General features: G+C 34.4%; 12 protein-coding genes and 1 riboswitch. Of the genes, 10 read left to right on the top strand and 2 right to left on the bottom strand.

Annotated features, from left to right (window positions below; genetic code table 11):
* Positions 1–391 precede the first annotated feature (391 nt).
* The 4 genes from EKH84_RS18735 (at position 392) to thiD (ending at position 5,417) form a co-directional block, all read left to right on the top strand.
* Positions 392–2,242 carry a beta-propeller domain-containing protein gene (locus tag EKH84_RS18735; RefSeq protein WP_127067467.1) on the top strand — a complete coding sequence of 617 codons (1,851 nt, stop codon included), beginning with the start codon at positions 392–394 and terminating at the stop codon, positions 2,240–2,242.
* Positions 2,243–2,306: 64 nt separating this feature from the next.
* Positions 2,307–2,416: riboswitch (TPP riboswitch) on the top strand.
* Between the two features lie 69 nt (positions 2,417–2,485).
* Positions 2,486–3,310: a hydroxyethylthiazole kinase gene (gene thiM, locus EKH84_RS18730; RefSeq protein WP_127067466.1), complete on the top strand. Its 825-nt coding sequence runs from the start codon at positions 2,486–2,488 to the stop codon at positions 3,308–3,310.
* A complete protein-coding gene (gene thiE / locus EKH84_RS18725; protein ID WP_127067465.1) occupies positions 3,297–3,938 on the top strand; it encodes a thiamine phosphate synthase in 642 nt (213 codons plus the stop codon). The genes thiM and thiE overlap by 14 nt, the downstream gene beginning before the upstream one ends.
* A gap of 693 nt (positions 3,939–4,631) precedes the next feature.
* Positions 4,632–5,417 carry a bifunctional hydroxymethylpyrimidine kinase/phosphomethylpyrimidine kinase gene (gene thiD, locus EKH84_RS18720; protein ID WP_127067464.1) on the top strand — a complete coding sequence of 262 codons (786 nt, stop codon included), beginning with the start codon at positions 4,632–4,634 and terminating at the stop codon, positions 5,415–5,417.
* Positions 5,418–5,585: 168 nt separating this feature from the next.
* Here the strand turns inward: thiD and EKH84_RS18715 are convergent, their stop codons facing one another.
* On the bottom strand, positions 5,586–7,340 hold the full coding sequence (locus tag EKH84_RS18715; RefSeq protein ID WP_127067463.1) for a 1-deoxy-D-xylulose-5-phosphate synthase: 1,755 nt from the start codon (positions 7,338–7,340) through the stop codon (positions 5,586–5,588).
* Between the two features lie 263 nt (positions 7,341–7,603).
* Positions 7,604–7,759: a hypothetical protein gene (locus tag EKH84_RS22240; protein ID WP_013658118.1), complete on the bottom strand. Its 156-nt coding sequence runs from the start codon at positions 7,757–7,759 to the stop codon at positions 7,604–7,606.
* Positions 7,760–7,963: 204 nt separating this feature from the next.
* Here EKH84_RS22240 and EKH84_RS18710 point away from each other — a divergent pair, with 204 nt between their 5' ends.
* From EKH84_RS18710 to EKH84_RS18685, 6 genes are all read left to right on the top strand, one after another.
* A complete protein-coding gene (locus EKH84_RS18710; protein WP_127067462.1) occupies positions 7,964–8,212 on the top strand; it encodes a 4Fe-4S dicluster-binding protein in 249 nt (82 codons plus the stop codon).
* Positions 8,190–8,762 (top strand): 4Fe-4S binding protein, encoded by a 573-nt coding sequence (locus tag EKH84_RS18705; protein ID WP_127067461.1) that lies wholly within the window; start codon positions 8,190–8,192, stop codon positions 8,760–8,762. Before EKH84_RS18710 ends, EKH84_RS18705 begins: the two co-directional genes overlap by 23 nt.
* 209 nt (positions 8,763–8,971) lie before the next feature.
* Positions 8,972–10,111 carry a GGDEF domain-containing protein gene (locus tag EKH84_RS18700; RefSeq protein WP_127067460.1) on the top strand — a complete coding sequence of 380 codons (1,140 nt, stop codon included), beginning with the start codon at positions 8,972–8,974 and terminating at the stop codon, positions 10,109–10,111.
* A gap of 46 nt (positions 10,112–10,157) precedes the next feature.
* Positions 10,158–10,715 carry a hypothetical protein gene (locus EKH84_RS18695; RefSeq protein WP_127067459.1) on the top strand — a complete coding sequence of 186 codons (558 nt, stop codon included), beginning with the start codon at positions 10,158–10,160 and terminating at the stop codon, positions 10,713–10,715.
* Between the two features lie 182 nt (positions 10,716–10,897).
* Positions 10,898–13,390, top strand: a complete 2,493-nt coding sequence (locus EKH84_RS18690; protein WP_127067458.1) for an ABC transporter permease — start codon at positions 10,898–10,900, stop codon at positions 13,388–13,390.
* Positions 13,391–13,420: 30 nt separating this feature from the next.
* Entirely contained in the window at positions 13,421–14,134 is a 714-nt protein-coding gene (locus tag EKH84_RS18685; protein ID WP_013658113.1) for an ABC transporter ATP-binding protein, read from the top strand.
* Positions 14,135–14,152: the final 18 nt, after the last annotated feature.

Raw genomic sequence — 14,152 nt, 5'->3', positions numbered from 1 at the left:
TTATTTCTATGAACCTATTAAGCTTGTTACATAAAAACAGAGAATTGCTGAGAGTACTGTAAGCTGTTCCCTGCCAAGTAGACAATTAAAAAATAAAAATTTTTTCTGCCAGTAGGTATAATCTACTGGCAGTTTTTATGATGCTTTAAATACATGTCACGTTTTTCACTGGGGCTAACACACCTAAATGTTTATGTACCATCTATAATATGTTAATCGAGACACATCACTAAGCTTGCATAATACACAGATAGTTTTAAAAAATTATGAGGATATTTAAAGAAAAATATAATTTGAAAATTGCAAAATATATTTACTTCAATTATAGTTAATATAAGCAAGGGGAAAATAAAATGACAAGAAGTAGGGTTAAAAAGAAAGGGGAGAAGAAATGAAAGGATTTAAAGCATTAGGAGCTGTAGTTGGATTAAGTGTATTATTGACTAGTACTATTATTTTAGGCGCAAGAACAAATCAAGAGACAAAGCTTGTACCTATAAAAGACGAAGCAGAATTAGTAAGGCTATTAACAGATAAAAAAATACTTGTAGAACCAGAAACTTTAAGTGAGTACGAAGTACTCAGAGGCTTAGAAAACACCGTGCCTAATACACAGGACATTGTAGCCAATGATCAGACTAGCGATATGAAAAGTGCCACATCAGAAGGTGGTTATTCAGAAACTAATATTCAAGAGCAAGGAGTGGATGAAGATGATGTACTAAAAAATGATGATAGATACATCTATAAACTAGTAGACCATAGTAAGATTATGATTATGGATACTCAACCTAGTTTGCATATTATAGGGAAGATAGAAAGTGATATGGTTCAGTTTAACAGCATGTTTTTAGAGGGTAACCAGCTTATTGTCATAGGTAGTGAAGGACGTCGTTATGAACCTAGAGAAATTCCAATTACTTTAAAAAACGGTGAAGTGGTTAATCAAATCGCTAGGCAGTATACCAATATTAGCATATACGATGTAAGTAATAAAAAAGAACCAAGATTAAAACGTGAAATTTCTGTACAAGGCAATAAACATACAATGAGAAAGATCGAAGATAAGCTTTATTTGGTTACAGAAAGTATGATTATGAGGAAAGCAAATAATGCTTATACAAAGGAAGATATATTGCCAGCTTATAAGGATAGCTTGCAAGGAGAAGAACTACAATTAGCTAAGCCTAACCAGATTTATGATGTACCCTGGGCTCAAACCAGATATATGTTAAATACAACTGTATTAACAACAATAGATTTAAAACAAAGTAAACCTACAGAGCTGAAAATGCTTTTAGGAGCTATAGGTAATGTTTATATGGATAAAGAAGCAATGTTTCTAGAAATCTATGGTGGCTATAGTACCATTAGCCGCTTTAATGTGGAGGGACAGAGCTTAAAGTATGTAGGAACAGGTGTCATAGAAGGCAGGTTATATAATCAATTTGCTATGGATTTATATGATAATTATTTACGCGTAGCCACCACTAGCTATAATCAGCAAACGTATGAAACCATAAATAATCTATTTATCTTTGATAAACAAATGAATCAAGTAAGCAGCTTAACGGGTTTGGCTCCTACTGAACGTATTTATAGTGCTAGATTTGAAGGGAAAACAGGGTATTTAGTAACGTATAAGCAAATGGATCCTTTGTTTGTACTAGACTTAAGCAATCCTAAAGAACCAAAGGTAAAAGGTCAATTAAAAATTCCAGGAGTAAGTACTTATCTCCATCCCATTGCAGAAAATTTAGTAGTTGGTATTGGAATAGCCACTATGGATGAAGAAGAAGGTGGCAGTCAATATAGCAATGCTTCGGCTCTGCAAGCAGGAATTAAACTATCCCTTTTTGATGTGAGTAATCCAAATGAACCAAAGGAAGTGAATAAAATTATTCTAGGAACTAGAGGGAGCTACAGCAGTGCCCAATATAATCACAAAGCAGTTACTGTTCATAAGGGAAAAGCAATGCTAGCTATTCCTGTTACAATTATTTATAATAAAGAAAAAAACTTAGAAAATTTTTATGGCGCGTATGTGTTTGCAGTAGAAAATGGTAAGTTGGTAGGAAAAGCTAAACTAGGAAGGCTTACTAATAGCTATGGGTATTATTATGGCTATAATGAAGATCGAGTGTGTTACATAGGTAACAAACTTTACTACTTATATGAAGATAAAATAAATGAGTATGAAATAAGTAACTTTAAACGACTTCAAACTTTAACAATGCAATAAAATAATTGTTACTTTCTTTAGAGGGGAGTATAATGTTGATTAAGAATTAAGAATTAAGATAAATAAGAAATAGCAAGGGAGCTTGTGGGAGCAGGCTGAGAGGAAGTCATCTAACTTCGACCTTTATAACCTGATTTGGATAATACCAGCGAAGGGAGCAACCAGTGAACTCATAGTAGGTCATACCCTAATGGTATGGCCTACTATTTTTAATTATATAAAAAATAAAGAAGGAGAAAGTCAATGCTTGATGATGTGATTGAGAAAGTAAGAAAACTAGTACCACTTATACATTGTATTACAAATTATGTAACAGTTAATGATGTAGCTAATAGCTTATTAGCAGCTGGTGGTTCGCCTATTATGGCAGATGATTTAGGAGAAGTAGAAGAAATGACAAGCTTATGTCAAGGTTTAGTCCTTAATATTGGAACGCTTAATCGAAGAACAACAGCTTCTATGCTCTCCGCTGGGAAAAAAGCTAATGAATTAGGACACGTAGTGGTACTAGATCCAGTGGGAGCAGGTGCTTCAAAGCTACGTACAGAAACAGCTCTTCAGCTAATAAAAGAGATTCACTTTGATGTTATTAAAGGGAATATTTCAGAGATTAAAACTTTAGTCTTTGGTGATGGGAATACACAAGGTGTAGATGCCGCAGAAGGTGATGGTGTAACAGAAGAGAATTTAGATGAAATGATTTGTTTTGCTAGAAAGTTAAGTGAAAGGACAGGGGCTATTATTGCTATTACAGGAGCTATTGATCTTGTGGTAAATACCAGTAAAGCTTATGTAATTCGTAATGGTAACCCATTAATGGCCAAGATTACAGGGACAGGCTGTATGCTCACAGGCATTATGGCAGCTTATGTAGCAGCTCATAGGGAAAAGGCTATAGAAGCGGCGGTGATGGCCATAAGTGCTATGGGATATTGCGGAGAAATTGCTTATGAAAAATTAAAGCAAATAGAGGGAGGAACCTCGACCTATAAAATGCTAATGATTGATGAGATAAGTAAACTAACTGATGAAAAACTAAAAGGGGGTTGTAAAATTGAAGTGCGATAAAAAGGATTTATTACTTTATGCTGTAACAGATAGAAGCTGGGTAGGTAAAGCCAGCTTAGAAGAGCAAGTCAAAGAAGCTTTAGAAGCTGGAGTTACTTTTTTACAACTAAGAGAAAAAGAGTTGTCAAAGGAAGCCTTTATTGAAGAAGCAAAAAGAATAAAAAAGCTAACAGATTTTTACCATATTCCTTTTATCATTAATGATGAAGTAGAAGTTGCCTTAGCAGTAAATGCAGATGGTGTCCATGTAGGACAAAAGGATATGGAAGCAGAGAATGTAAGAAAGCTAATAGGACCTAATAAAATTCTAGGTGTATCAGCCCAAACAGTAGAGAAAGCCTTACGTGCAGAAGCTAATGGTGCTGATTACATAGGTGTAGGTGCTGTATTTTCCACCTCAACCAAGCAAGATGCAAAAGGGGTATCTTTTGAGACCTTAAAGGCTATTTGTAATGCTGTACATATTCCAGTTATTGCAATAGGGGGGATTACCAAGGATAATATGGTGCAATTAAAAGATTCAGGGATTGTAGGGGTAGCAGTGGTATCCGCTATATTTGCTAGTCAAAACATAAGAGAAGCAACCTGTGCCTTAAAGGAGAAAGCAGAGCAAGTAATAAGTAGGTGAAATAGAAATTTGTCTTGGCGTTTATGAGAAGTACGTCTGAGAGAAAATGAGTGGGTATGGGTGCCTTCCGTTGTTCCGGTTCACATTTTTTGAAGCACTAAGTTCACTTATTTAGATGAACGGCAGAACTCACTTCGTTCAAACAGCTGCCTAAAACCCATCTAAAACGTTCACTAAGTGCTTCTAAAAAATGCCCCAAGTCACTACTCCAGGTACCCATACCCACTCATTTTCACAAACGTTGTTGACCTCATAAACATCCAAGACAGTGAAGCGGCGTGGAAAGAAGGCGTAACGACAGTTAAAAAATACTCGAAGCCAAGGGCAGGCGCCCAAGGCAATAACGTATAAAGCTTCCCATAAGTCTATTTTGCCAAGAAGTAGCTCTGTAAGGAAGCTAGGGAGCCTTACAAGCATTATTGATCTCTTAAGCGTTCAAACCCCTAAGTGAAAAGTGCAGAAAAAAGATAATAACAAGTTTTGTTTTTTCTTGAAAACACTTAATGGAGGCGACTTTACGCGTTATTGCTGGTAGAACTGAGAGAGGGTGGCTGTCCTAGCGGAACCACGTAGGATAGTCACCCTCTCTCAGTTCCGCCCAAATAGCCTAGTAAAGCCACCGACAAATTTCTATTTATGGTACCAATTGAATGGATAGTTATCAAAGACTAATAAAGATAAAGAGGTAATGAAATGAAAAAAATATTGACGATTGCGGGTTCAGATTGTAGTGGTGGTGCTGGCATTCAAGCTGATATGAAGACGATTACGGCGCATAAGATGTATGCCATGAGCGTGATTACAGCTTTAACAGCTCAAAATACCACAGGCGTTTATGGTGTAGTGGATGTAGCAGCTGATTTTGTGGGAAAACAGTTAGATGCTATTTTTACAGATATTGTACCTGATGCTGTAAAGATTGGTATGGTATCTAATGAAGGAATTATTAAAGTAATTGTAGAAAAACTTGTACAGTATGATGCAAAACACATTGTAGTAGATCCAGTCATGGTGGCTACTAGTGGTGGTAAACTATTAAATCTAGGTGCAGAGAGGGCTTTAGTAGAGAAGCTCTTACCATTAGCTGAAGTCATTACTCCTAATATTCCAGAAGCTGAATGCTTATGTGGTTTTTCGGTTCAAAGCAAAGAGGATATGTTAAAAGCAGCTGAAGTGATTTCAAATAACTTGTCAGGGGCTGTACTTATTAAAGGAGGGCATTTCACAGAAGGTGCTGATGACCTATTATATAACAAAGGAAAAGCGCTATGGATTGTAGGAGAAAGAATTGCTACAGATAATACCCATGGGACAGGGTGTACATTATCTTCAGCTATAGCATGTAACTTGGCAGTAGATTTCACTCTAGCTGAAAGCATAGAAAAAGCAAAGTTTTATGTAAGAGGTGCATTAGAAGATGGGTTAAATCTAGGTAAAGGGAACGGACCTTTAAATCATTGTTATAACCTAAATAAATGATAAGCATCTTAGTAGAACAATTAAAGCCACCTAATATCCTTTAAGTAAAATCTATGAGGAGAGATTTGGTGGCCTTTCTTTATTTTAATTTAGAATGAGAGACTAAATAATATTTTAAATTTTAAAATTATTAATGTGAATAATTATTTATGAAATGTTTTTAAATATTTAGAGAAGATTTGTTACATCTGCTACGATTTGTTCTACTGTTAAGCGATTTTTATAAAGTACGTCATTAACATCATAGCGATCAAGGAATTCTTTCCTCAATCCATAATTGAGTACCTTCACATCTGAAGCACCATAAAATCTTGTAATTTTCTCACCAAAACCACCGTCTAATATACCATCTTCTAAGGTAATAACGATATCATGAGTTGCTTTAAGGGATTCTAATAATGGTTTATCAATACCAGTAATATAGAGTGGATTGATAAGAGTTGGGGTTATACCTGTTTGATCAGTAATGGCATTTGCAACTTTAGTGCCTAGTGTATAGAATGTACCCAATGCCACAATAGCCACTTTATTTCCTTTGTGTGTGACTTGATATTCATTAAGCTTACTAAAATCCTTAATAGCAGGTTCACCAGTAGAAAGCATATTCCCTCCTGGCACACGGATAGCTACTGGATGTTCCTTTTGAGTAGTACTCCAATCAAGTAGAGCTAGATATTCTTCTTTGGTAGTAGGTGCTAAGTAAACCAGATTTGGGATATTAGCCATTAGAGGAATATCATAGATTCCAAGGTGTGTTACATCATTCATACCATATACGGAAGCAGCATACACAATGATGGTTGCTGGATTATTATTAATACAGAGGTCTTGAGAAAGTTGATCAAAGGTTCTTTGAATAAAGGTGCTATAGACACCATATACAGGGATACCACCATTAGCTGCAATACCTGATGCAAGTGCAACAGCGTGTTCTTCAGCAATGCCCACATCCACAAATTGTTTACCGGCTTCCTTCCTTTTATCTTCGGTGAAGCCCAAGACTGTAGGCGTTGCAGAAGTAATAGCAACTAGGGCCCGATTTTCTTTCATTTTTTGTAGCAGAAAATCACTTGTTATACTAGAGTAATCCTCACCGTCAAAAGTAAGGGTAGGTTTCCCTGTCTCTATGTCAAAGGGCATACACCAGTGCCAAGACTCCTTGTTTTCTTCAGCTAAGGCATAGCCTTTGCCTTTTTGTGTACAAATATGAACAACGATTGGATGGTTAATATTTTTTACTTTTTCAAAAGCAGTAATAAGCGTTTGTATATCATTACCTTCTTTTACAAAAAGGTAATCAAGACCCATTGCTTTAAATAAGTTACATTCGGCCTTTCCTTCTGTCTCTCTAAGTAGTTTAAGGTTTTTGTAAAGGCCACCATGGTTTTCTGCAATAGACATATCGTTATCATTAACAATAATAATGAGGTTGCTATTAAGTTCCGGTGCAAAGTCTAATCCCTCTAATGCTTCTCCGCCACTTAAAGAACCGTCCCCAATAATGGCAATGATGTTTTCCTTATCTCCTTTTAAATCCCTAGCTTTTGCTAAACCACATGCAAGGCTGATAGAAGTTGAAGTGTGACCGATGGTAAAGAAATCATGTACACTTTCCTTTGGATTACTATAGCCGGTTATATCATCATAATGTGCTTCGTAAAGGAAAGCATTTTTTCTTCCTGTAAGCATCTTATGGCAATAGCTTTGATGAGAGACATCATACACCATTTTATCTATTGGTGAATTGAACACATGATGAAGTGCGATTGTAGCTTCCACCATACCGAAGTTTGGTCCAAAATGTCCACCACGTTTACTTAGTTTTTCTAAAAGTGCTTGACGCATTTCCTCTGCTAATTCCTTTAACTGCCTATCATTTAATTTGTGTAAATCTGATGGCTGATTGATTTGTTCTAAATACATTGTGTTTCCTCCTAACGATGTTAAATCTCTTTAATGGTTTGAGTAATTCTAAGTAAGCTTACCTGTTTTACTCTATCTTCATAGTGTTCTACAAAGGATGAGTCTATTGTAAGCCTTGGAGTGAACTCCAAGTCAATACTTTTTTGTTTTTCTCTATTTTAGGATTAAGATAGGTGTAAGTTAGATGATTAAGGGCATAATAAAACCTCCAATAAACATGAAGTAGGTGCAGACTACTAAGTGTTTATTGGAGGTTTTCTGCTTTACTCGGCAGGTGTATTTCTAGATACCCATTGATTGTTAGTAGCAGATTTCTTTGCTTTATCGTGAAAATATTTAGTGCCTTCGGTGCTTTGATTAGATGAATCGCTGCACCATTCATTATTAGTGGGTGATTTAGGTGCCTTGGAATTACTCATAGTATGTGGCCTCCAATATGATTGAGTTTAAGAGTACATATTTATTATGATGCAAGGACGCTAAAAACATACCGGAAAATCATGGTTGAAGGCAAAGTGATGTTTTTAATAAAAAGCGGAAGCTTTGACTCATGTAACTAAGTTACAGAGATAAAAGCCATTTATTAATAAGATAAAAGTAATTAGAAAAAAAGGAGGACATTTATGGCAATCCAAAAAAGAAAAAGATATGCAAGTGTATTAGAGAAAGAATGCGTGGCTTGTGGCACTTGTATTTTAGTCTGCCCTAAATTAGCCATTACAGTACCGAGAGGCATTTATGCAGAGGTGAACACAGACTTATGCATAGGCTGTGGGCTTTGTAAAAAAGCGTGTCCAGCCTCTGTGATTGAAATGATTACAAATTTAGCAGAAGAGGAGATTAATAAAAATGAAAAAGAAGGAATGGTATAATTATTTATGGATTTTCTCTTCAATCTATTTGATTTTAGGGTTTATTAATATTCTTTTTGCATGGGTAGGATTAATTTGTTTCTTTGTTCCACTTATTATTTCCATAGTAAAAGGAAATAAGACTTATTGTAATAAGTATTGTGGTAGAGGGCAACTGTTTGAAGTTTTAGGCAATAAGCTAAAGTTATCTAGAAGAAAAGATATTCCTGCTTTTCTTAGAGCTAAATGGTTTCGCTATGGCTTTCTCATTTTTTTCTTAACCATGTTTGTGAATATGCTATTTACAACCTATTTAGTCTTTGCAGGAAATAAGGGTTTAAAAGAAGTTGTTACTTTGCTGTGGACGTTTAAGTTACCGTGGAACTGGGCTTATACAGAAAATATAGTAGCACCTTGGATAGCACAATTTGCGTTTGGCTTTTATAGTGTGATGTTAACCTCAAGTGTGATGGGCATCATAACAATGGTATTATTTAAGCCACGATCATGGTGTGTTTATTGCCCTATGGGTACTATGACACAAATGATTTGTAGAGGGAAACATCATTGATTTTAAAAGTAGCTGTTGCAAAATGAAGGTGTTTGCAACAGCTATTTTTATACTTTTAGACGATTGGATTATACAAGGATAAAATATATATCTTACATCAAATAAACTACATTTTAGTAGAAAATTAAACAATTATAAATAAATTTGGTGACAACATAAATAATATGTTGATATAATCAGTTTACACATTATTTAAACGAGGTGACTGGATGCTAGAATTGCTTTATTTAGAGGTAGATATATTAGGAATTGTTATTTTGATGATGTTGCTATTTAATCTCATAAAAAATCAGAGGAGAAAGATGCTACTCGACCAAAATTTATTTGCACTATTATTGATAACCAATCTATTTCTATTAATATGTGATGCGGTCATGTATCTTTTAAATCATAGACAATTTGCTTATGCCAGAGAATGGAATATAGTTATTACAACCATCTATTTTATTTTAAGTCCATTAATTTGCTTTTTTTGGCTGCTTTATAATGATTATAAAATAAATCAGAATAAGAAAAGATTATTAAAATATATGCCTATATATGTTATTCCCACTATAATAAGTACCTTTCTAACATTATTAAGCCCTATTACGGGATGGATTTATGCTATTGATAAATATAATGATTATCACAAGGGGAGTCTATTTATAGGCATTCCTCTTTTGGCATTTACTTATTTATTTTATGCGGCTTATTTAACCATAAAAAAAGGGAAGGAAAGTGATGATTTAACAAAAAAGGAATTATATCATTATATGCTTATACTTCCTATAGTCCCCTTTATTGGAAGTGTTGTGCAGTCATTTATATGTGGCGTATCGATTACTTGGATTTTGGTTACGTTGACGTTGCTAAATATGTATATTAATATACAAAATCATCAAATTTACACAGATCAGTTAACAGGTTTGTATAATAGAAAATTTATTGAAAACTACTTGTTAAATAATATGCAAAAGCCTAAGGATGGAATATTATTTGCATTATTTATTGATGTAGATAAATTTAAAGGTATTAATGATACCTTTGGTCATTTAATAGGGGATAAAGCACTTATTCAAATTGCTACTATTTTGAAGAGAGCTTGCAGTGTGAAAAAGGATTATTTAGCCAGAATGGGTGGAGATGAATTCCTTATTGTGGGGCGAAGAGCTAGTAGAGATGAAGTTGAGGCAATGACAAGGCAAATACAAGAACGAGTCGAAATATTTAATAAATCTGGACAAGCAGAATATATACTTTCCCTCAGTATGGGATATACCGTATTTGGTGAAAATAATATCCATACGATGGATGCATTTATTAATGGAGCAGATAAGCAAATGTATTGTCATAAACGCTCAAAGTAGTTAAAATGCAAATTGAACAGTAAAGTAAATTCAAAGGAGGATTATTATGGACATTTTAGAACATTTTATTACTTATTTATGTGGACGATTTAATAATGATAAGCAGGTAGCAAAAGAATTAGAACAAGGAAGTATCATACATCCAAGAGCAAGACATATCAATGGTATTTGTAATAGTAAAATAAAGAACCTACCTGAGGCATTTAAAGGCTATTTTGTTATTGAAGAAAGCTATTACCAAATAGGAGAACGAATGCAGGTTTTACCTCATTTATTTTTATTTGACTTAAATGAAGCAGGAAAAGTAAGACTAACGTCTTATGAACTTCCAGAAGGAATATCAAAAGAAGACTTTAGAAATGATAACCATGAATTAGTAATGGACTATAGGAAACTACAAATTTCAGAAAAGTTTAATCCTATGATTTATGAATATTATGAAGATTGTTTTCGAGGAAGTAGTATAAGTGATTTCGGTAATGGTATAAGTTTTACGCTACAAGAAAAAGCAACACCAACAGTATTAGAGGTAAGTGAAGTATTTAGAAGAAATGACAAAATTACCTTTGGGTTTGAAGAACCAATCATATATGAACGTCAATAATAGTAGAGGAGTGTACTAAATGCGTGATGCATTAGTTACACTTCTTTTTTGTTTGTGAAAATAAATATTTTTGAGTATGACTAAAGTCAGAAAGTCATATGACCAAAACATATGACCAAGGTTAGTTACCTAGACAGGTGGCTTTCGATACAATAATCATGTAGAAGCAGGGAGGCGTGAAAATGAGGATTTTACTAAAGTATACGATTAAATCTATGTTAGAAAAGAAGTCTAGGACCTTTTTAATTATATTAGCCATTAGTTTAGCTGGTGCTTTATTTTTAGCTTCTAGTCAGCTATCAGATAGTATTACTAGGATGTATGAAAATAATTTAAGGCAGGAGATAGGACAGGTAGATGTGGTTGTTAAGCCTAATAATCAATCTCCTTCGTCTTTTATAAACCCGCATTTAATGAGTGAAGTAAAAGAAAGCAAGGTGATTCCTTATGTAGGTGGTATGGGGGCATATAAGGTAGGTGTTAATACCTATGAAAACATCAGTATTAACGGCTATGAATTAGAGGATTATAAGGCCATTAATAAACTGAGTTTAGTGGCAAACAGTCAGGTAGAACCTTTCACTGGACCTAAAATCATTGTGAGTGAAAAAGCGGCAAAGCATTATGGGTTATTAGTAGGAGAAAGTATAACACTTAAAATAAATGGTGTTAATAGAAAGCTCATGATAGTAGGAATTGCTGAAAGACAAGGGATTTTCGCAGGTGAGGGAAATGGTTATACCAGTATAATGCCTATGGAGACTTTAAGTGAATATAGGGGTGGTAATGGAAAGCCTACAGCTTTGTATGTTCAATTGCAGGAAGGCATAAGTGAGGAGCAGCTGATAGGAACATTAAAAAGTATCTATTCACGTTATGATGTGGAAGCAGTTTTGGATAAAGCGGTTTTTAAAGAAAGCATTGCTTGGATGACAGACCCTTTTATGCTTATGACATACATGGTTATCTTTATGAGTTGTTTTATTATTTATTCTTCCTTTAAAGTCATTATGCTAGAAAAGTTGCCAATGATGGGTACCTTTAGAAGCATTGGTGCTAGTAAAAGAAAGATGAATCAAGTACTGCTTTTAGAAACTTGCTTTTATGGCGTAGTAGGCGGCTTAGTAGCAGTTATCTTAGGCATAGGCATTTTATACATCTTAACCTGGGTGATGTCTTCTAGTTATATTTCAGGGAAGGTAGAAATGAGTATTACATCTATAAGTTGTCTTTTAACGTTTGTGTTAGCCAACGTCATTGCTTTCTTTAGTACACTAGTACCTATTTTAAGCACGAATCATATTTCATTAAAGGACATTATTTTAAATATAAAAGCTCACAAATCTCAGAAGCGTTTTAGAAGTTTTTTAGAGGGAAGTGGCCTTATTGTTTTTGGTTTTATTTTAGGGAGAATGGAAAGTCCAAGTATAGGAACGGTATATGCAGTAGCAGCACTATTTCTCATCATTATAGGGATGATTAAAATTTTACCACTTGTTGTTTTATACAGTGCAGAAGTATTAGGCATTATTTTTGAAAAGCTATTTGGTAATTTAGGAGGTTTAGCAAGTAAAAATATTAAAAAGAATAAAAGCGTTTTAAATAGTATTACCTTAATTACTATAGGAATCAGTATTTTGCTGATGATTACTACTTTAACACAAAATGTATCAGATCAAATTTTAGACCTATTTGACGGTGTTTTTCATTTTGAAGTATGGGTAGAAACGGGAGAGATGGACGAACAAAAAGCAAGGAACATTCAAAGAAATGATGGTGTATATGAATCCTTAAAGTTCATGGAGGACTTTTCGGTAAGAGTAGATGAATTAGAAAATAGAGAAATAGCTATTGAAGCCTATGAAAATGATGACCTTATAAGGTTTAAGGATTATAACCTATTAGGTGATGCACCACAGCTATTAAAGCAGCTTCAAGAGGGGAGATATATCATTGTGAGTGAAAACTTAAGAAAGAAGTTTAAGCTCAAGGTAGGCGATCGATTAACCTTGAATTTTGACAAGGAGAAGAAGCATTATGAGATTATCGGGTTTATGGATACCATATGGGAAAATGGTAGGTTATGCCTACTTCCTATGAAATATTATAAACGTGATGCTGATAAAATTTACTATGATTGCATCCAAGTTAAGGTGAAAAAACCAGAAGAAGAACAGCAAGTAGTAGAAAGCCTAGGTAGTTCCTTTAAAGATACTTGGACCAATATTTATACGACTGAGGATATTAAAAAGTGGAATCAAGATAGTAATGCTTCTCTTATGGGGATGATTAATGCCTTTGCTATTTTAGCCATGCTTATTGGCATTATAGGAGTGGTCAACAATCTAGTTATTAGCTTCATTGAAAGGCAACAAAGTATAGCCATCTTACGTTCTATTGGGATGAGCAAGCGGCAAGTACTGGGAATGATTTTTATAGAAGCCTTGGGTTCTGGTTTAATAGGTGCTATAGGAGGTATTATAGGTGGCATACTGGTCATGCTCAATATGGATGCCGTTTTAAGTGCACTTAATCTACCAGTAAAAATGGAAATTATACCTCAGCTTTTTATAAGCTATTTGGTAGGAGGTGCACTCATTACTTTAATAGGTTCTATTTTACCAGCAAAGAGAAGTTCAAAGCTGCAGATTATTGAAGCTATTAAGTATGAGTAATCTGGTAGTAGAAGATAAGGAGGAGTAATAGTGTCAGAGGTTATTATTGAAACGAAGGGCTTGTGGAAAAGCTTTGATTTAGGTGATGAAAAAATACACATTTTAAAGGATATTAATCTAACTATTGAAAAAGGAGGGTTTTATTCTATTATGGGACCTTCGGGTTCTGGAAAGAGTACCTTGTTGTATCTTTTAGGGGGTTTAGATAAGCCTAGTGAAGGCAGTATTAAAGTGAATGGAAAAGAATTAATGACCATGAAAGACCAAGAAGAAAGTATTATGAGACGAAGAGATATGGGGTTCGTTTTTCAGTTTTATAATTTAATTCCTAATTTAACAGTAGAGGAAAATATTATGCTGCCTATTTTATTAGACGGTAAAAAATTAAAAGATTATAAAGAAAGGTTAGAAGAACTGTTGGAGAAAGTAGGACTTACTGCTAGAAGAAAATATACGCCGAGAGAACTATCAGGAGGACAGCAACAAAGAGTAGCGATTGCTAGATCTCTTATGAGCAATCCCAATCTCATCTTAGCAGATGAGCCTATTGGTAATTTAGATAGCAAAACAGGTATAGAGATTATGGAATTACTTCAACGTATTAATAAAGAGGAAGGAAAAACCATTGTACAGGTCACTCACTCTAGAGAATCTGCTAATTATGGGACTCATTTGATTGTAGTGAAGGATGGACAGATTAGTAAGCTAGAGACTGGTAACAACGAAGTAAGAAAAATCGTTTGATATGGAAGGGGAAGATTT

This window comes from Cellulosilyticum sp. WCF-2 (genome assembly GCF_003990395.1).
GTDB lineage: Bacteria > Bacillota > Clostridia > Lachnospirales > Cellulosilyticaceae > Cellulosilyticum > Cellulosilyticum lentocellum.
This window is presented reverse-complemented; position numbering and strand designations above follow the sequence as displayed.

Bases quoted from the DNA above. Each gene is read 5' to 3' on its own strand.
- EKH84_RS18695 (WP_127067459.1), top strand. From the start codon at position 10,158: ATGGACATTTTAGAACATTTTATTACTTATTTATGTGGACGATTTAAT.
- EKH84_RS18710 (WP_127067462.1), top strand. From the start codon at position 7,964: ATGGCAATCCAAAAAAGAAAAAGATATGCAAGTGTATTAGAGAAAGAA.
- EKH84_RS18735 (WP_127067467.1), top strand. From the start codon at position 392: ATGAAAGGATTTAAAGCATTAGGAGCTGTAGTTGGATTAAGTGTATTA.
- EKH84_RS22240 (WP_013658118.1), bottom strand. From the start codon at position 7,759: ATGAGTAATTCCAAGGCACCTAAATCACCCACTAATAATGAATGGTGC.
- thiM (WP_127067466.1), top strand. From the start codon at position 2,486: ATGCTTGATGATGTGATTGAGAAAGTAAGAAAACTAGTACCACTTATA.
- EKH84_RS18690 (WP_127067458.1), top strand. From the start codon at position 10,898: ATGAGGATTTTACTAAAGTATACGATTAAATCTATGTTAGAAAAGAAG.
- EKH84_RS18715 (WP_127067463.1), bottom strand. From the start codon at position 7,340: ATGTATTTAGAACAAATCAATCAGCCATCAGATTTACACAAATTAAAT.
- thiD (WP_127067464.1), top strand. From the start codon at position 4,632: ATGAAAAAAATATTGACGATTGCGGGTTCAGATTGTAGTGGTGGTGCT.
- EKH84_RS18705 (WP_127067461.1), top strand. From the start codon at position 8,190: ATGAAAAAGAAGGAATGGTATAATTATTTATGGATTTTCTCTTCAATC.
- EKH84_RS18700 (WP_127067460.1), top strand. From the start codon at position 8,972: ATGCTAGAATTGCTTTATTTAGAGGTAGATATATTAGGAATTGTTATT.